The organism is Primorskyibacter aestuariivivens (genome assembly GCF_028023675.1).
GTDB classification, from domain to species: domain Bacteria; phylum Pseudomonadota; class Alphaproteobacteria; order Rhodobacterales; family Rhodobacteraceae; genus Marinovum; species Marinovum aestuariivivens.
The window spans coordinates 312,467-329,635 of record NZ_JAQIOZ010000003.1 but is presented as its reverse complement, the minus strand read 5'-3'; the positions used below and the strand labels follow the sequence as shown (position 1 = coordinate 329,635).

Genomic DNA, 17,169 nt, shown 5'->3' with positions numbered 1-17,169 from the left:
TGGACGCCCTGCCCGCCCGCGCCTATAAGGCGGGCAAGATGACACGCTTTGCGATCATTATTCGAATTATATGCCCGGCGCTCTGACACCACGAGCCGCCGGGACAAGGCGTATGGACCACCGCGCCGCCCACATTTTCCCACATCACACGACCTGACAAGGACGCCCGATATGTGCGCCGACACACCTGAATACAAAGACACGCTGAACCTTCCCAAAACCGATTTCCCGATGCGCGCGGGCCTGCCCAAGCGCGAGCCTGCATGGCTGGAGCGCTGGGAAAAGATCGGCATCTATGACCGGCTGCGGGAGAAGGCAGGCGACAGGAAACCGTTCACCCTGCATGACGGCCCCCCCTATGCAAACGGCCACCTGCATATCGGTCACGCCCTGAACAAGATCCTCAAGGATATGGTCGTGCGCTCGCAGCAGATGATGGGCCGCGATGCACGCTATATCCCCGGCTGGGACTGCCACGGGCTGCCCATCGAATGGAAGATCGAGGAGCAATACCGCGCCAAGGGCAAGAACAAGGACGAGGTGGATGTTGTCACCTTCCGTCAGGAATGCCGCAAGTTTGCCGAGGGCTGGATCGACATCCAGCGCGACGAGTTCAAGCGCCTCGGCATCACCGGCACATGGGAGAACCCCTATCTGACGATGAATTACCGCGCCGAGCGGATCATCGCGGAAGAGTTCCAGAAATTCCTGATGACCGGCACGCTTTATCAGGGCTCCAAGCCGGTCATGTGGTCACCGGTCGAGAAAACCGCGCTGGCCGAGGCAGAGGTGGAATATCACGACCACAAGAGCCACACGATCTGGGTGCCGTTCCGGGTGGATCCAAACTCGGCAAACGAACTTTCTTGGCCGGATGAGATCGTGGACGTTCCAGAACTCAAGTCAAAAGTTGAAGGATTGCTGTCTGCCAAGGTTGTCATCTGGACAACGACCCCCTGGACCCTCCCGTCAAACAAGGCGGTCGCTTTCGGCAAGGGCATCGCTTACGGCCTTTATGAAGTCACGGGCCGGCCCGAGGAATGCTGGGCGCGGATCGGCGACAAGTATATCTTTGCCGATGCGCTGGCGGGTGACGCGCTCTCCAAAGCGCGGCTTGAAGACGGCATGTATCGCCGCTTGCGCGATGTCACGCCCGAAGAACTGGCCGCGCTGACGCTCAAGCACCCGTTCCATGGGGCGGATGGCGCCGACGGGTTCTGGGACTACGAGGTCCCGATGATCGACGGCGATCACGTCACCGACGACGCAGGTACGGGTTTCGTGCACACCGCGCCCTCCCATGGTCAGGAAGACTACGAGGCGTTCGTTGCCCGCAACTGGATGGACCGGATGACCCATAATGTGGGCGAGGAAAGCGAATTCCTGCCCCATGTGCCGTTCTTTGCCGGGCTGCGCGTGTTCAATCACAAGGGCAAGGAAGACAAGGCCAATACCGCCGTGATCGACAAGCTGGTCGAAATGGGCGGGCTGCTTGCCCGTGGGCGCATGACGCACAGCTACCCGCACAGCTGGCGGTCCAAGGCCCCGGTGATCTACCGCAACACGCCGCAATGGTTCGCCGCCATCGACCGCGAAGTGGGTGACGATCAGGACGAGTTCGGCAAAACGATCCGCGAACGCGCGCTCAATTCCATCGACCAACTGGTGAAATGGACGCCGCAGACCGGGCGAAACCGGCTCTATTCGATGATCGAGGCGCGGCCCGACTGGGTGCTGTCACGTCAACGGGCCTGGGGTGTGCCGCTCACCTGTTTCACCAAAAAGGGCGCGCTGCCCACCGATCCCGATTTCCTGCTGCGCGACGAGGCGGTCAATGCCCGTATTCTGAACGCCTTTGAGGAAGAAGGCGCGGATGCCTGGTACAAGCCGGGGGCCAAGGCGCGGTTCCTGGGCAATGAATATGACCCGGAAGAATGGGATCAGGTGTTCGACATTCTCGACGTGTGGTTCGACTCTGGCTCGACCCATGCCTTTGTCCTGCGCGATCGCGAGGATGGGTCCGAGGACGGGCTGGCCGATCTCTACCTCGAAGGCACCGACCAGCACCGCGGCTGGTTCCATTCCTCGATGCTGCAGGCCTGTGGCACGCGGGGGCGCGCGCCCTATCGCGGCGTGCTGACCCATGGCTTCACGCTCGACGAAAAGGGCAACAAGATGTCCAAATCGCTGGGCAACACCGTGGCCCCGGAGGATGTGACCAAGCAATACGGCGCGGATATCCTGCGGCTCTGGGTGGCACAGGCGGATTACACCGCCGACCTGCGCATCGGGCCGGAGATCCTCAAAGGCGTGGCCGACAGCTATCGCCGCTTGCGCAACACCATGCGCTTCATGCTGGGGGCACTGGCGCATTTTGACGAGGGTGACCGGGTGGACCCGGCCGAGATGCCGGAACTGGAGCGCTGGGTGCTGCATCGTCTGGCCGAGTTGGACCATGTGGTGCGCAAGGGCTATGACGAGTATGATTTCCAGGGCGTGTTCCAGCAGCTGTTCAACTTTGCCACCGTGGAACTCAGCGCCTTCTATTTCGACATCCGCAAGGACGCGCTCTATTGCGATGGTGACACAGACCGCCGCCGCGCCGCGCGCACGGTGCTGGATATCCTGTTCCACCGCCTGACCACATGGCTTGCGCCGGTGCTGGTCTTTACCATGGAAGAGGTCTGGCTGGAGCGCTTCCCGGGGGATGAGAGCTCGGTCCATCTGACCGATATCCCCGCCACCCCCGCCGATTGGCTGGACGAGCCGCTGGCGTCGAAATGGGCCATGGTGCGCCGTGCCCGTCGTGTCGTCACCGCCGCGCTCGAAGTACAACGGACCGACAAGGTGATCGGTGCCTCGCTTGAGGCCGCGCCGGTGGTGCATGTGCGCGATGCGGACATGCTGGCGGCGCTGAAATCGGTCAATTTCGACGATATCTGCATCACCTCGGGCCTCTACCTGACCGGCGATCCGCTGCCCTCCGAGGCGTTCCGCCTGCCCGAGGTCGAAGGTGTCGGGGTGGTGTTCGAGAAGGCCGAAGGCGAGAAATGCCAGCGCTGCTGGAAAATCCTGCCCGATGTGGGGCAGCACGCGCATGCAGGCACCTGCAAGCGTTGCAACGACGCGCTGGGCTGATGTGATCACAAGCTTCCGGGCGGTTCGCGCCGCCCGGGAAACCTACCCCGGCAAATGCCAGTCACGCCCGCGCGGCGTCTCCACATATTCCGGCCAGGCAAAGCCCGTGGGCGCGGGATAGTCGCAGAGCGGCGGAATGTGATCCGTCCCGCCGACGCCACCTCCTGTGCGATTATTGAATTCTTCCCAAGCCGTTGCGCGCGTTGTCTCATCCGTCAGAACCCGAAGCGCGGCGCGCGCCAGCACCTTGGCGGCGGTGACCACGGTGGGATCAATGGTCGCCGGAATACCGCCCAGCGCGTTCATCGCCCAGGGTGGATATGGCCCACCACGCAAGGCGGGCCGCGCGATGTAGAACCGCGCCGTGGGGCAATGCCATGTCATGTCGGTGTAATCGTCCGAGGTGCTGTTCATCTGCGCGGGCGGCAGATCACGGCGCAGGATCGCCTCGGCCTCCTGAGGCGGGATGAGCGCGGTGCAGTCCGGGATGAGCGGATCAGGGTCCCCCGCCCCGCCGGAGGCGCGCTGGACCTGCCGGGCGATCTCCAGCGCGTCCTCATCCCAAACCGGCGGCCCTACGGCCTGCAGCGCCTCCCAGACCACATCCGCCATCACATGATTGGTCAGGCCGGGACGGGATTTGCAGACCCAATGGCGTTCGACAGTGCACCCGGTCAACGCCGCCGCCTGCTCCGCCACGCGGGTCAGTTGCGCGGTGATCTGTTCGGCCATGTCCAGATCCGGCACGCGGATCATGTATTGGATATCCGCCTGCAACGCGGGCAGATTGTCCGCCGTGGCCTGCCCGGTGGCGAGGATCGCCTCGGACACGGACCAGCCGCCGCGATGGGGCAGCATGGCGTCGCGCAGGCTGCGGGCGTTCTGATACATCAGCATCAACGCATCATTGGCCCCCGGCGCGCGGATATCGGAATGGCTTTGCGGGATCGGCGCGCCATCGCGCGCGCCCCATGTTTCGGGCGCGTCACAGCGAAAGCGGAAAATCATCGAATAGGCCGCGCCGCATTGGGTGTCCCAGCGCACGGTATTGCAAAGCGGCAGCATGTAGAACGGGTGAAAGGACAGCATCGCGTCCAACCCGTCGTAATAGCCATGGGCGGCATGAATGGGTTTGGAGCCGCGCACCTTTTCGGCCGGTTCGCCGGTGAACCGAAGCCCGCCCTTGATGCCGTGCGCCTGCATCGCCGCCTTGGTCGCCAAGAGCCCACCAAGGCTCCCCATGCCCAGCGCGGAATGCGGATCGGTATGGCCCGCCGCCAATGGGCTGATGCCATCGCGGGGGGCCTGTTCCGGGCGGGCGGCCTGATTATTGGCGGGGACAGCGTCGTATTCGGCATACATGCCCACCATCGGCCCATCACCATTGCGCCATTCTGCGCAAAAGGCCGTGGGCATGCCGCCCGAGCCTTCCTCGACCTCGAACCCCTCTTCGCGCAGCCGCGCCACATACCACGCGGCAGAGCGGTATTCACGCCAGGCCGGTTCAGCGAAATCAAAGATCTGCGCGCACCATTCCGACAGGCGCGGGGCCAAGCCGTCCACGGTGGTCATGGCTGTCTGAATGATGGGATCGTCCTGCATGCGCGCCTCCTGTTGCGCCGCAAGAGTGCCGCGCGCATGCGACCCATGGCAAGCGGGTTACGCGCGGGTGCTGAACAATGTCTCCCAATCCGGTTCCGCCTGCGTGCCATTGATCAACCCGGCCTCGCGGTTTTGCATCCACGCCTCGATCTGTTCGATTGTGGGCTCCTCCCGGTCAATCCAGATCAGGCACCATTCCATTTCGCGCAACAGGGCCTCTTCGCTCACGTGATCCAGCGAACGGTCGGGGTCGTCCCAGCGCGGGCCGCCCAGATAGACGGCGGCGAACATGATCTTGGCCTTGTGCGGGGGGGTGCCGCCGACCAGAAGCGCCTCGTAGAACATGCGGTGCACGTCATGCCATGGGCGGGTATGAAAGGTCTCAAGACCGTCATTGCCGATGCCGCAATAGGCATCGTGCAAAGCCGCGGCCAGAACGTATTCACGCGCCTGCCGATCCCCGATCAGCGGTGCGAAAAGACGCGGGATCGTGGCCCCATCGGTCAGCGTCTTGGGCGGCGCGGTCCAGATGTTTTTCTCGGCATCGATAAAGGCCAGCTGCCCCTTGAGCGGAAAGAATGCCTGTTGCTTGGGCGGCAGGAAGACCGGCTGCCCCTCGATCTCCAGCGGCGCGCCGATAAATACGCAAGTGCCTTCATCCTCATTGCGGTTGAGGCAACTCGCCTCAGCCACCTCGGCGGGCTGCATCATCAGGGCGCGCGCACCAAGCCCTAGCGCCACTGCCACGGCTCCGCCCGCGATCCAGAGCCGTGTTCGGCCGGGACTGGCGGTTGCGTCGGGCATGGGGCGGGCTCCGGTATGGTTGGGGCTGAAGGCCCTGAGCCTAGCAAATTATACCGACCTTACAAGTCCGGGAAACCGGACCTCCGCCCCGCTCTCAGCCCAGATGTGCCACGACTTCGCGGCGGTGCGGGGCAGTTCGGTGTTCAAACAGGTAGATCCCCTGCCACGTGCCCAGCGCCAGCCGCCCATCGCATAGCGGGATAGAAAGCGACACCGGCATCATCGCCGCCTTGATATGGGCGGGCATGTCATCGGGGCCTTCATAGGTATGGGTGAGATAGGACATGGACGGGTCCGTCGTGGGCGGGACCAGCCGATGGAAAAAGGCGCGCAGGTCGGTCTGGACCTCCGGGTCGGCATTTTCCTGAATGAGCAGGCTGGCCGAGGTATGGCGGACAAACAGCGTGAGCAGCCCGTCGCGTTGCCCCGTGCCCTCGGTCCAATGGCGGACATCGCTGGTGAACTCAAAGAGGCCCTGGCCTTGGGTGGTGATGGTGAAAGTCGTTTGCATGGGATGCGCGCGGGTCAGTCGAAGACCCCCTCGCCCATCTGGTCGATCATCTGGCGGGCCTTGGCGCTGGCGGCCTCGACTGCATCATCATAGTCGCGGATCATATCAGCGCGGATCAGGTGATGGGATTTGGAGCCGTCGGCGTTTTCGATCCGGGCGGCAAGACGATATTGCCCGCCCTCGTTGATCGGTTCGGGGATGATGCGAAAGCCGTTATAGTCTTCGGCCTTGGCCTCGGGTGTTTTGGCAGAACCGCCGCCGCCAAACAGGCGTTTCAATATGGACATAAATTTACTCCCTCACGCATTGTCGGTCGTGGCAGGTGATCGGCCCTGCCCTGGTTGTCAGGAATAGTGATACCTGCAGGCGACAATCTCAAGCACCCCGTCGCGAACCCGATAGACCAAGCGATGCTCATGGGTGAACCGGCGCGACCAGAAGCCGGAAAGGTCACCACGCAGAGGCTCGGGCTTGCCCGTGCCTTCAAAAGGGTGGCGCTGGCATTCCTTGATCAGGGCGTTGATCTTGCTCAGAATTTTCTTGTCAGTTTTTTGCCAGTAAAGGTAATGATCCCAGCCAACCGGGTCCCAAGCCAGCCTCATTCTTCAATCAGTTCGCGCTCAATAAACTCGCCGTTGTTCAAGCGTGCGATGCCTTCGCGAAGCATTCGTGCATTGGCCGGATTGGACAAAAGATAGCTGGTCTCGTCCATCGCCTCGTAATCCTCAAGCGAGATCATCACCACAGGCTCACCGCCCACACGGGTGACAAGCAGCGGCTCATGATCCGCTGTGACACGGTCCATCATGGCCGAGAGGTTTTTGCGCAGGTCGGTAGAGGACGTGTGTTTCATGGCATGAATGTACGCAATGGGGTACATTCATGCAAGAGGTGGTGGGCAAAAATGCTCACCCTACTGGCCTTGAGCGACGGCGTTTTGCCGCTATAAAACGTTCGCCTGTAGCATCTTTAGCTCATTGTTGCCCAAGCTGTATAAATGAGCACCCGGCCAAAGCTATTCCGAAAAGGAACAACACCACGCCGAAAGCAATGCAAGCGTAAGTGCTATTATGAAACCTAAGAGCGAGGTCGAAATTTTCATTTCCATACTGAAGCTGCGTCAAGTAAGCGAAAAGAAAGGCCATCGGGCCGGATAGTGCACCTAACGCAAAACAAAACATTGCGTAGACAAGCACGTCGTCACCGTTGCTTGTATTTCCCACGAAAGTGAGAACGGAAATGGTGGAAACGCCATTCAAAAGCATCAAGGATTTGATGCCCTCGTGCGCGTACTTCATTCCTTCTTGCCAATGGAACCTTGAGTTCTCGTCCGTCTCCGGTTGGCGCGGCAATTCTATTCCCTCACTGATCCAAGAACGACCGCAGCTTCCGGCTCCGCGACGGGTGCTTGAGCTTGCGCAGCGCCTTCGCCTCGATCTGGCGGATACGTTCGCGGGTCACGCTGAACTGCTGGCCCACTTCCTCAAGCGTGTGGTCGGTGTTCATGCCGATGCCGAAGCGCATGCGCAGCACGCGTTCTTCGCGCGGCGTGAGCGACGACAGCACGCGGGTGGTGGTTTCCTTCAGGTTCTCCTGAATGGCCGAATCCAGCGGCAGGACGGCGTTCTTATCCTCGATGAAATCGCCCAGCTGGCTGTCTTCCTCGTCGCCGATGGGGGTTTCCAGCGAAATCGGCTCCTTGGCGATCTTCATCACCTTACGGACCTTTTCCAGCGGCATTTGCAGCTTTTCGGCCAGTTCCTCGGGCGTGGGTTCGCGGCCGATCTCGTGCAGCATCTGACGGCCGGTGCGCACCAGCTTGTTGATCGTTTCGATCATATGTACCGGGATACGGATGGTGCGCGCCTGATCCGCGATGGACCGGGTGATCGCCTGACGGATCCACCATGTCGCGTAGGTCGAGAATTTATAGCCGCGGCGATATTCGAATTTGTCCACCGCCTTCATCAACCCGATGTTACCTTCCTGAATGAGATCAAGGAATTGCAACCCGCGGTTGGTGTATTTCTTGGCAATCGAAATCACCAGACGCAGGTTGGCCTCGACCATTTCCTTCTTGGCCTGCCGCGCCTCTTTCTCGCCCTTTTGCACCTGTTGCACGATGCGGCGGAATTCCGAGATATCGAGACCCACATACTGCCCTACCTGGGCCATGTCAGAGCGCAACTCCTCAACTTTGTCGGTGGAGCGTTCGATGAACATCTGCCAGCCACGACCGGGCTTTTGCGCCATCTCGTCAAGCCAGTTGGGATCAAGCTCGCGACCGCGATAGGCATCGACAAATTCGCGGCGGTTGATGCGTGCCTGGTCGGCCAGTTTCACGATGGAGCTGTCAATCGACATGATCCGGCGGTTGATGCCGTAAAGCTGGTCGATCAGCGCCTCGATCCGGTTGTTATGCAGGTGAAGCTCGTTCACCAGTTCGACGATCTCACCGCGCAGTTTCTGGTAAATTTCCTCCTGCGCCGCCGAGAACGAACCGTCCTCGTTCAGCGTGGCGGAAATTCGGCTGTCCTGCATCTCGGAGAGTTGCACGTAATCCTCGGCGATGCGGTCGAGCATCTCAAGCACCTGCGGCTTGAGCGCGGCCTCCATCGCGGCAAGCGACATGTTGGCCTGTTCATCGTCATCGTCGTCGTCATCGTCCTTGGCAATCGGGTTGCCGTCGGCGTCAAGCTCGGGGCCCTGATCCTGTTTCGGCGCGCTGGTCACGTTCGCGGCTTCGACCACCGGCTCGCCGACCGCACCATCCTCGTCCATCTGACCGGAAAAGGTGGTTTCCAGATCGATCACATCGCGCAGCAGAATGTCTTCGGACAAAAGTTCGTCGCGCCAGATGGTGATCGCCTGAAAGGTCAGCGGGCTTTCGCAGAGCCCCGCGATCATCGTGTTGCGCCCGGCCTCGATCCGCTTGGCGATGGCGATCTCGCCCTCGCGGCTCAGCAGTTCAACAGAGCCCATTTCGCGCAGGTACATGCGCACCGGATCATCGGTGCGGTCCAGCTTCTCGGCCGTGCCGGAAGAGAGCGCAACCTCCTTGTTCGAAGACGCATCCACAAGCTCGGTCGAGCCTTTGTTCTCGTCCTCGTCGCCGTCCTCTTCCTCTTCGGTGACCTGAATACCCATCTCCGAGAGCATGGACATCACATCCTCGATCTGGTCGGAACTGACCTGATCGGGGGGCAGCACCTGGTTGAGCTGATCGTAGGTGATGTAGCCACGCTCGCGCGCCTCGGCGATCATCTTCTTGACTGCAGTCTGGCTCATATCGAGCGAGACATCTTCGTTGGCGTCATTCTTCTGATCGTCGGTGTCTTTGGCGGCCATGCGATGCTCCTCGTCCGGGGCGGGTGATTCGGATTTCGAATCATTAACGAATCTGAGTGATTCGCGCACCCGTTTACCCTTTTTTCTTTACCAATTCCTCACCAAAAGTCGAATTAGCGCTTTGGCTTGGTGGTGTTGATCTGTTCCAGCAACGCATCCAGTGCGCTGCGTTCTCTTCGGCTCAAGAGGGCGCCGTTCGGTCCGGTCTCATATTCGGTCTTGTCTTCCTGGCTGCCATGCTGGGCGCGGTTGCGCGCCTGAGCCGCCTGTCCAAGCCGCCATGTCACCGTCTCGTCGGCCAGATGATCAAGGTCCTCCTCCGCCTCCTGAACCTCGGCTTGCAACCCCTTGTATGTGGTCAGTTTTGCGATTTCTTCGGCCAGCGTGGCGCGGGCCATATCGGGATCGCCGGGATTGCGAATACAAGGGATGATGGCGACATGGCGCGCGCCAAGCAGATTTTCAAGGGCCTGCCCCCCCATCGCGCGCTCAATTTCGCTATGCAACGCCTCTTTTCCCTGATCGGCATGGCGCAGAATCAGGTCGCGCAGCACGGCGCGTTCCGGGTCCGCGCACTCCAAAAGTTCGATCGCGTGTTCAAATTCCGCCACCAGTTCCGGCGCGGTGACAGCGGTGGCAAGGATCACCGCTTCGCGCAATCGAATGAACACATGCTCATCGGCGGCGGCCAGAAAGGACGCCTTGGTGTCCGGCATGGGCACCGGTGGTGCCTGCCATTGGCCGCGCCCGCCCTGCCCCCGCGCGCCCATTGGGCGGCGGTTTTGCGCAGGCTGGCGGTTGCCGCGAAACAGCTGCCAGCGCAGGTCCTTGATTTCCTGCCCGTAATGGCCACGGATCGACGGATCCTGAATACGGCCAATCACCTCGCGCAGCGCCTTGTCCAGAGCGGCCTTGCGTTCGGGGCTGTCCAGGACTTTGCCTTCCGTCTCGCGCCGCCAGAGCAGCTGCACCATGGGCAGCGCCTCATCCAGAAGCTTTTGAACCGCCCCCGCCCCCTTGGCGCGCAGCAGGTCATCGGGATCCATCCCCTGTGGCATGAGCGCAAAGCGCAGCGATTTACCGGCGGTCAGCAGCGGCAGCGCAAGATCGATCACCCGATGCGCGGCGCGCAGCCCCGCCGTATCGCCATCCAGCGCGATGATCGGCTCATCGGCGATGCGCCACATCATCTGCAGCTGATGCTCGGTGACGGCGGTGCCAAGCGGCGCGACGGCGGCGGGAAAACCACCCTCGGCCAGCGCGATCACATCCATATAGCCCTCAGCCACGATCAGCGGCAGGCCCTTACCCGCAGCCTCGCGGGCGGGGCCGTGATTGTAGAGGTTCCAGCTTTTGTCAAAAAGCTCGGTTTCCGGCGAATTCAGGTATTTGGCATTGTCATTCGGGTCCATCGCCCGCCCGCCAAAAGCGATGCAACGCCCGCGCGCATCGCGGATCGGGAACATGATGCGGTTGCGAAACACATCATAGCGCCGGTCGCCCTTTTCCCGCGCCAATCCACAGGCGAGGATCAGGTCGGGCGCAATGTTCTTGGCGATCAGGTGATCCCAAAGCCCCTGCCACAGATCGGGAGCAAAGCCGATCTCGAACCGCTCCAGCGTTTCAGGTTTCAGCCCGCGTTTTTGCAGATAGGTCCGCGCCTCTGCGGCGGCACCAGTCTTGAGTTGCAGGCGGAAGAATTGAACTGCGTGATCCATCACCTCGGTCAACTGGGTGCGGCGGTCGGACTTTTGCTGGGCCTGCGGGTCGCGGGCGGGCATTTCCATCCCGGCCTCACCGGCGAGGATTTCCACCGCCTCCATGAAGCCCACGTTTTCCGTGTCCTTGATAAAGGAAATGGCATCCCCCTTGGCATGACAACCAAAGCAATAGTAGAAGCCCTTGCGGTCATCTACGTGAAAAGACGCGGTTTTTTCGTGGTGAAAGGGGCAAGGCGCCCACATGTCGCCCTTGCCCTGATTGCTCTTGCGGGCGTCCCACATGACCTTGCGGCCGACCACGTCCGACAGGGACACACGGTTGCGCAACTCATCAAGGAATCCGGGGGGCAAGCTCATGACACCTATATTGGGCCAGCCAAGGTCAGAGTCGAGTCCCGCCACGCACTAACGAAATCTTCAAAAGATTTCGGTCCGATTTCCTTTGAAGAAATCGGCGCATTGCATCACTGCGCTTCGCAGGCTTTTTGATAGGCCGTGCCCGCCTCGGCGGTAAGCTGGTCCTCCGGCAGGGTATAGACCCAATCGGCCAGCAGAGGGATCGCCGGAACAAACCGCTCCTTGTCGCCCGTATAGCTTTCCGCAACGGCAATCATGGCGTCATTCATCTCCGCGCCGCCCGCGCGCTCCAGCGCCACGGAGGTGACGATATCCCCCAGCACGGCACAATCGGCATTGGCCGCCATCCCGGCGGCGGGCAACAGGGCAAAACAGGTGACAAGTACAAAACGCATTGGCGACTCCCTCGGTTGTCTGGGGGAGATAGGCCATCAGCGCCGCTTCATCCAGCCCCCGCCGCCTCTCTGCGCGCGGAAACGCCGATCATGGCGTGGTGCAACTCGCGGAACAGCGTCTTGACCATGGAGCGGAAGACCATGATGCGGAAGCTGTCCGCGCCGGTGCGCGTCACCGAGGCCGACATGTGGCCGACCAGCGTGCGCGCGGTGTGACCGCGTTTGAACACATGTCCGCGCAGGTCAACCGGCACCAGCCGGGCCAGCACCTCGTCCACCCCCGGCCCGCTCAGCTCAACAACGCTCCAGGCGTCGGATTGATCGGTCACGGCAGCATGCGCAGCCAGCGATGCATCCGGCGCAGGGCCGATCAACAGCGCCATGTCGCGACCAAACCACAGCGCCTGCGCGCTTTGCTTGCCGGTCATGCGGTTCGGTTTCGGCAATCCCATGCCATGCGCCGCCTCCAGCGCCGTCGACAGCGCCTTCGCCTGCCCCTTGTAGGGGGCAAGCGAGGTGAGCGCGCCGGGATCGACCTCGACCGCGACAAAGGGCGTGACCTCCATCCGTTCGGGGCCAGAGGCCCCGCCGGTGACGGTTTCATACGGGGTTTTTGCCTTGAGCTCAGCCACGCATCTTCTCCCCTTTGGGGTCCAGGAATACCGGGTCACACACCTCGCAGAGCGCATCCAGCCCGCGCAGGCTGTCGACCATGCGGATCTTTTCGCCGTGACGCGCACGGCCATTTTTCAGGAAACCCAGCGCCAGAACCGTGTCGAGCGTCGGCGAATAGCAGTTCGAGGTGATATAGCCCTGATCGTTTTCACGTACCGGCTCTTCCCCTGCGTTATAAAGATGCGCCCCGGCGGTGAGCTGTTTCACCGCGCCCACGGGTTTGAGGCCCACAAGCTGTTCACGCATCGGGTCCATCAGGCCCGGACGTTCCGACATGGTCTTGCCGATACAGTCCTTCTTGTCCGACACCATCCGCTCCATGCCGATGTCGAATGCGGTGGTGCGGCCATGGATTTCCGCATGGGTGATAAACCCTTTCTCAATCCGCATGACATTGAGCGCCTCCATGCCGTAAGCCCCGCCGCCCAGCGTTTCGGCCCGGGCAATGAGTTCGCGGTAGAGGCTGTCGCCATAGCGCGAGGGCACGGCGATTTCATAGGCGTGTTCGCCAGAGAAAGAGATGCGGAACAGGCGGCCTTTGACGCCCATGACAGAGATGTCGCCACAGGCCATGAAGGGCCAATCCTCGGGCGTGAACGCATCGAGTAACCCTTGCAAAAGCTCGCGCGATTTCGGCCCCGCCACGGCAAACTGCGCCCATTGCTCGGTGACGGAGGTAAAGCGCACATCCAGATCCGGGCGCAACGCCTGGGACACGAAATCGAGATGTTTCATGACGTTACCGGCGGCGGCGGTGGTGGTGGTCATCAGGTAATGATGCGCGCCCAACCGCGCGGTGGTGCCGTCATCCATCACATGCCCGTCCTCGCGCAGCATCAGCCCGTAACGGGTGCGGCCAACCTTCAGCGTGGAGAACATGTTGGTGTAGACGAAATCGAGGAAAGCCCCGGCATCCGGGCCCTGAATGTCGATCTTGCCCAGTGTCGAGACATCGCAGATGCCCACCGCGTCGCGCACCATGCGCACCTCGCGGTCGCAGGATTGCCGCCAGGTGGTTTCACCCGGTTTGGGGAAATAGGATGGCCTGTACCACAGCCCGGCCTCGATCATCGGCGCGCCGGATTGGCGGGCGGCGGCATCCGAGGTTGTGAACCGCTGCGGCGCAAAGCCAATGCCCCCGCCGCCCGCGCCCATCGCCGCAATCGGCACCGGGGTATAGGGCGGGCGGAAGGTGGTTGTCCCGGTTTCCTCGATGGCGCGGCCCGTGGCGTCGGCCAGCACGGCCAAAGCGGCCACGTTGGAATTCTTGCCCTGATCGGTGGCCATGCCCTGCGTGGTGTAGCGCTTCATATGCTCGACGGAGCGGAAATTCTCTTGCGCGGCCAGCTTCACATCCTTGACCGTCACGTCGTTCTGGAAATCCAGCCAGGCGCGTCCCCTGCCCGGCACGGCCCAGAGCGGACGGATGCGATAGGGCGCATCTCCGGCCGGTGGCAGCGTGTCGGCCTCTGCCTTGCGACCCAGGTCAGAGAGCGCGTCCAGCGCCGCCTGCTGCCCGTCTTCCAGGCAGCCATGGGTGCTGAAGGTGCCATTCGCCGCCCCTGCCGCTGTCATACCGGGGATCATGCCGGGCTTGGGGACAAAGGCCTGAATGGCGTCGTTCCAGACCGGGCGGCCATTCATGTGGCAGGCCAGATGCACCGAAGGGTTCCAGCCGCCGGACATGGCGAGGCTCTCGCAGGCAAAGCTTTCGCGGCGGCCGTTGGCATGGGCCACCTCGACCGCCTCGACGCCGCGCCGCCCGCTGGAATTGACCACATGGCCACCGGCAATCACGCGGTAATCGCCCTGTGGCTCAGCGTCATGGCGGTTGTCCACCACGACGGGCACATGCACGCCTGCGGCGATCAGGTCACGCGCTGTGCGGTGGGTGTCATCGGTATTGCCGAAGACGACAACCGACTTGCCCGCCGCCACGCCCCAACGGTTGAGATAGGCGCGGGTTGCGCCGGCGGTCATGACGCCGGGGCGGTCATTGTTGCGGAAGGCGACGGGGCGTTCCAGCGCCCCTGCGGCCAGCACGGCACGCTTTGCCACAATGCGCCAGAAACAGCTTTTCGGCAGCGGTCCCCGCGGGCGGTGATGGCGGACCCGCTCCAGTGCGCCATAGGTGCCCTGATCATAGGCCCCGGTCACGGTGGTGCGGGTCATCAGGCGGACATTCTCCATGTCGCGCAGCTCGTCCAGAACCTCTTCGGCCCAGACATGGCCGGGCATGCCGCCAATCTCTTCGTTTTCCGCCAGAAGCCGCCCGCCCATGCGGTTGTCTTCGTCGCACAGGATCACATCGGCCCCGCCACGCGCCGCGGTCAGCGCCGCCATGAGGCCCGTGGGCCCCGCCCCGATCACCAGCAGGTCACAAAAGGCAAAGGCTTTCTCATACTGGTCCGGGTCCGGCTCGCCCGAGAGCGCGCCAAGCCCCGCGGCGCGGCGGATCACCGGCTCGTAGAGCTTTTCCCAAAAGGCGCGCGGCCACATGAAGGTCTTGTAATAGAACCCCGCCGAGAGGAAGGGTGAGAGCAGGTCATTGACAGCCATCACGTCAAAGCTGGTCGACGGGAACGCGTTCTGTGACCGGGCCACCAACCCGTCATAGACCTCTTGCACCGTGGCGCGCACATTCGGGTCACGCCGCGCGCCTTCGCCAACGGTGACCAGCGCATTGGGTTCTTCGCTGCCAGCGGTCAGTGGCCCGCGCGGACGGTGATATTTGAAGCTCCGCGCCATGAGCCGCACGTCATTGGCCAGAAGCGCCGAGGCCAGCGTGTCACCCGCCCGCCCCTCATAGGCATGGCCATCGAAACGGAACGAAACCTGGGTTTCGTCAATCAGGCCCTTGCCGGGAATCCTCATGCCTTGGCCTCCTCGGCAAGCTCTGTGTCAAAGACCTCATGGGTGACGGTATCGCGAGTCACCACGACCCAGGCCGAGCAGCCGCCCGAGTGATACCAGAGATCACGGGTGCGCCCGGCGGGATTTTCGCGCAAATGCACGTAATGATCCCATGCCTCGTCGCCCGCCTCGGGATCAGGGCGGTCGAGCGCCACCGCCGCGCCCTGATAAGTGAATTCGCGAATGTCGCGTTCGCCGCAGATCGGACAGGTTATGCGCATGGGGTGATCTCCGCTCTCGGTCGGATATGGCAAGTTCCGAAATCTTCAAAAGATTTCGGTCCGGTTTCTTTTGAAGAAATCGTGACGGCGTGCGGAAAGCTCAGACAAATGGACATGCCCGCCTCAGTGCAGATTGTGCTGAGGGCCGGTGCCCTCTTCATCCATCAGGCCGTAACCCGTGCGGAACCGGTCGAGCCGGTATTTCTCCGCCGCCGCGTGCGGCCGGTCCTGGGCAATCAGATGCGCAAAGCAATGGCCCGAGCCCGGCACCGCCTTGAACCCGCCATAGCACCAGCCGCAGTCGATATAGAGCCCGTCGATGCCGGTCTTGTCGATGATGGGTGAGCCATCGGGCGTCATGTCCATGATCCCGCCCCATGACCGCAGCACCTTGGCCTTGCCGATCATCGGCATGAGCGCCATGCCCGCCTCCATCACATGCTCTTTCATCGGCAGATTGCCGCGTTGCGCATAAGAGGCGTAGAAATCCAGATCGCCGCCGAAAACCAGCCCGCCCTTGTCCGACTGGCTCATATAAAAATGGCCCATGCCGAAACTCACCACGTGGTGAATGCAGGGTTTCAGCCCCTCGGTCACAAAGGCCTGGAGGATGTGGCTTTCGATGGGCAGGCGCATGCCCGCCATCGCCGCCACCTGACCCGAGCGGCCCGCGACCACGATGCCGACCTTTTTGGCGCGAATGGCGCCGCGCGTGGTCTGCACACCGCGCACCTTGCCGTTTTCGATGTCGATGCCGGTGACTTCGCAATTCTGGATCAGGTCCACGCCGCGTTGATCCGCGCCCCGCGCGTAGCCCCAGGCCACCGCGTCATGGCGCGCCGTGCCGCCGCGCGGATGGAACAGCCCGCCATAGACCGGAAAGCGCGGGTTGTCGAAATCGAGATAAGGCAGTTCCTTGCGCACGCCCTCGCGATCCAGCAGGATTGCGTCGTCGCCCTGCGAATTCATCATGTTGCCGCGCCGGGCAAAAGCGTCGCGCTGGCCATCGGAATGGAACAGGTTGATCAGCCCGCGCTGCGAATGCATGACATTGTAGTTGAGGTCTTCTTCCAGCCCTTCCCAGAGCTTCAGCGAGTGGGAATAGAATTGCGAATTGCCCTCAAGAAAGTAGTTGGCGCGCACGATGGTCGTGTTACGCCCCACATTGCCACCACCGATATAGCCCTTTTCCAGCACGGCCACATTGGTCAGCCCGTGCTCGCGGGCCAAATAATATGCCGTGGATAGCCCGTGCCCGCCGCCGCCGATGATGACGATGTCATAGTCTGATTTCGGCTCGGGATCGCGCCAATGGGGGCGCCAGCCCTTGTTGCCGGTCAGCCCCTCTTTCAGAACGCGCAGGCCCGAAAATCGCATCTTGTTCTCCCGGTGATCCGGTTCACACTGAACCAAGCTCCGGGCCAACGTGCAATGGGGCGCCCGGAGGCGCCCCATGTTTTTCGACATCGACTTGTCTTTTCGCG

The 17,169-nt window shown here is 62.2% G+C and carries 15 protein-coding genes; 1 reads left to right on the top strand and 14 read right to left on the bottom strand.

What is annotated here, in order from left to right; all coding sequences use genetic code 11:
• The first annotated feature begins 171 nt into the window (after positions 1-171).
• Positions 172-3,138, top strand: a complete 2,967-nt coding sequence (gene ileS, locus PGB28_RS03675; RefSeq protein ID WP_271420128.1) for an isoleucine--tRNA ligase — start codon at positions 172-174, stop codon at positions 3,136-3,138.
• A gap of 42 nt (positions 3,139-3,180) precedes the next feature.
• Here the strand turns inward: ileS and PGB28_RS03670 are convergent, their stop codons facing one another.
• From PGB28_RS03670 to PGB28_RS03605, 14 genes are all read right to left on the bottom strand, one after another.
• Positions 3,181-4,740, bottom strand: coding sequence for a zinc-binding metallopeptidase family protein (locus tag PGB28_RS03670; protein WP_271420127.1), 1,560 nt, complete (start codon positions 4,738-4,740; stop codon positions 3,181-3,183).
• Between the two features lie 57 nt (positions 4,741-4,797).
• Positions 4,798-5,544, bottom strand: coding sequence for a DUF1353 domain-containing protein (locus PGB28_RS03665; protein ID WP_271420126.1), 747 nt, complete (start codon positions 5,542-5,544; stop codon positions 4,798-4,800).
• Between the two features lie 94 nt (positions 5,545-5,638).
• Positions 5,639-6,055, bottom strand: coding sequence for a secondary thiamine-phosphate synthase enzyme YjbQ (locus PGB28_RS03660; protein ID WP_271420125.1), 417 nt, complete (start codon positions 6,053-6,055; stop codon positions 5,639-5,641).
• A 14-nt stretch (positions 6,056-6,069) separates the two neighbouring features.
• Positions 6,070-6,342, bottom strand: a complete 273-nt coding sequence (locus tag PGB28_RS03655) for an HlyU family transcriptional regulator (RefSeq protein WP_271420124.1) — start codon at positions 6,340-6,342, stop codon at positions 6,070-6,072.
• A gap of 57 nt (positions 6,343-6,399) precedes the next feature.
• A complete protein-coding gene (locus PGB28_RS03650) occupies positions 6,400-6,657 on the bottom strand; it encodes a Txe/YoeB family addiction module toxin (protein ID WP_271420123.1) in 258 nt (85 codons plus the stop codon).
• The gene (locus PGB28_RS03645; RefSeq protein ID WP_271420122.1) at positions 6,654-6,908 is read right to left on the bottom strand and encodes a type II toxin-antitoxin system Phd/YefM family antitoxin; all 255 of its coding nucleotides are present in this window, start codon (positions 6,906-6,908) and stop codon (positions 6,654-6,656) included. Before PGB28_RS03645 ends, PGB28_RS03650 begins: the two co-directional genes overlap by 4 nt.
• A gap of 121 nt (positions 6,909-7,029) precedes the next feature.
• Complete coding sequence (locus PGB28_RS03640; RefSeq protein WP_271420121.1) at positions 7,030-7,353, bottom strand: hypothetical protein; 324 nt, start codon at positions 7,351-7,353, stop codon at positions 7,030-7,032.
• Positions 7,354-7,417: 64 nt separating this feature from the next.
• Positions 7,418-9,403, bottom strand: coding sequence for an RNA polymerase sigma factor RpoD (rpoD, locus tag PGB28_RS03635; protein WP_271420120.1), 1,986 nt, complete (start codon positions 9,401-9,403; stop codon positions 7,418-7,420).
• A gap of 113 nt (positions 9,404-9,516) precedes the next feature.
• On the bottom strand, positions 9,517-11,481 hold the full coding sequence (gene dnaG / locus PGB28_RS03630; RefSeq protein WP_271420119.1) for a DNA primase: 1,965 nt from the start codon (positions 11,479-11,481) through the stop codon (positions 9,517-9,519).
• A 107-nt stretch (positions 11,482-11,588) separates the two neighbouring features.
• A complete protein-coding gene (locus tag PGB28_RS03625; protein WP_271420118.1) occupies positions 11,589-11,876 on the bottom strand; it encodes a hypothetical protein in 288 nt (95 codons plus the stop codon).
• Between the two features lie 47 nt (positions 11,877-11,923).
• Positions 11,924-12,508, bottom strand: coding sequence for a sarcosine oxidase subunit gamma (locus tag PGB28_RS03620; RefSeq protein ID WP_408636207.1), 585 nt, complete (start codon positions 12,506-12,508; stop codon positions 11,924-11,926).
• Complete coding sequence (locus PGB28_RS03615; RefSeq protein WP_271420117.1) at positions 12,501-15,425, bottom strand: sarcosine oxidase subunit alpha family protein; 2,925 nt, start codon at positions 15,423-15,425, stop codon at positions 12,501-12,503. Before PGB28_RS03615 ends, PGB28_RS03620 begins: the two co-directional genes overlap by 8 nt.
• Complete coding sequence (locus tag PGB28_RS03610; RefSeq protein WP_271420116.1) at positions 15,422-15,685, bottom strand: sarcosine oxidase subunit delta; 264 nt, start codon at positions 15,683-15,685, stop codon at positions 15,422-15,424. The genes PGB28_RS03615 and PGB28_RS03610 overlap by 4 nt, the downstream gene beginning before the upstream one ends.
• Positions 15,686-15,808: 123 nt before the next feature.
• Entirely contained in the window at positions 15,809-17,062 is a 1,254-nt protein-coding gene (locus PGB28_RS03605) for a sarcosine oxidase subunit beta family protein (RefSeq protein ID WP_271420115.1), read from the bottom strand.
• Between the last annotated feature and the right edge of the window lie 107 nt (positions 17,063-17,169).

Excerpts from the sequence above, each read along its gene's own strand:
- ileS (WP_271420128.1), top strand. The coding sequence starts at position 172 with ATGTGCGCCGACACACCTGAATACAAAGACACGCTGAACCTTCCCAAA.
- PGB28_RS03670 (WP_271420127.1), bottom strand. The coding sequence starts at position 4,740 with ATGCAGGACGATCCCATCATTCAGACAGCCATGACCACCGTGGACGGC.
- PGB28_RS03665 (WP_271420126.1), bottom strand. The coding sequence starts at position 5,544 with ATGCCCGACGCAACCGCCAGTCCCGGCCGAACACGGCTCTGGATCGCG.
- PGB28_RS03660 (WP_271420125.1), bottom strand. The coding sequence starts at position 6,055 with ATGCAAACGACTTTCACCATCACCACCCAAGGCCAGGGCCTCTTTGAG.
- PGB28_RS03655 (WP_271420124.1), bottom strand. The coding sequence starts at position 6,342 with ATGTCCATATTGAAACGCCTGTTTGGCGGCGGCGGTTCTGCCAAAACA.
- PGB28_RS03650 (WP_271420123.1), bottom strand. The coding sequence starts at position 6,657 with ATGAGGCTGGCTTGGGACCCGGTTGGCTGGGATCATTACCTTTACTGG.
- PGB28_RS03645 (WP_271420122.1), bottom strand. The coding sequence starts at position 6,908 with ATGAAACACACGTCCTCTACCGACCTGCGCAAAAACCTCTCGGCCATG.
- PGB28_RS03640 (WP_271420121.1), bottom strand. The coding sequence starts at position 7,353 with ATGAAGTACGCGCACGAGGGCATCAAATCCTTGATGCTTTTGAATGGC.
- rpoD (WP_271420120.1), bottom strand. The coding sequence starts at position 9,403 with ATGGCCGCCAAAGACACCGACGATCAGAAGAATGACGCCAACGAAGAT.
- dnaG (WP_271420119.1), bottom strand. The coding sequence starts at position 11,481 with ATGAGCTTGCCCCCCGGATTCCTTGATGAGTTGCGCAACCGTGTGTCC.
- PGB28_RS03625 (WP_271420118.1), bottom strand. The coding sequence starts at position 11,876 with ATGCGTTTTGTACTTGTCACCTGTTTTGCCCTGTTGCCCGCCGCCGGG.
- PGB28_RS03615 (WP_271420117.1), bottom strand. The coding sequence starts at position 15,425 with ATGAGGATTCCCGGCAAGGGCCTGATTGACGAAACCCAGGTTTCGTTC.
- PGB28_RS03610 (WP_271420116.1), bottom strand. The coding sequence starts at position 15,685 with ATGCGCATAACCTGTCCGATCTGCGGCGAACGCGACATTCGCGAATTC.
- PGB28_RS03605 (WP_271420115.1), bottom strand. The coding sequence starts at position 17,062 with ATGCGATTTTCGGGCCTGCGCGTTCTGAAAGAGGGGCTGACCGGCAAC.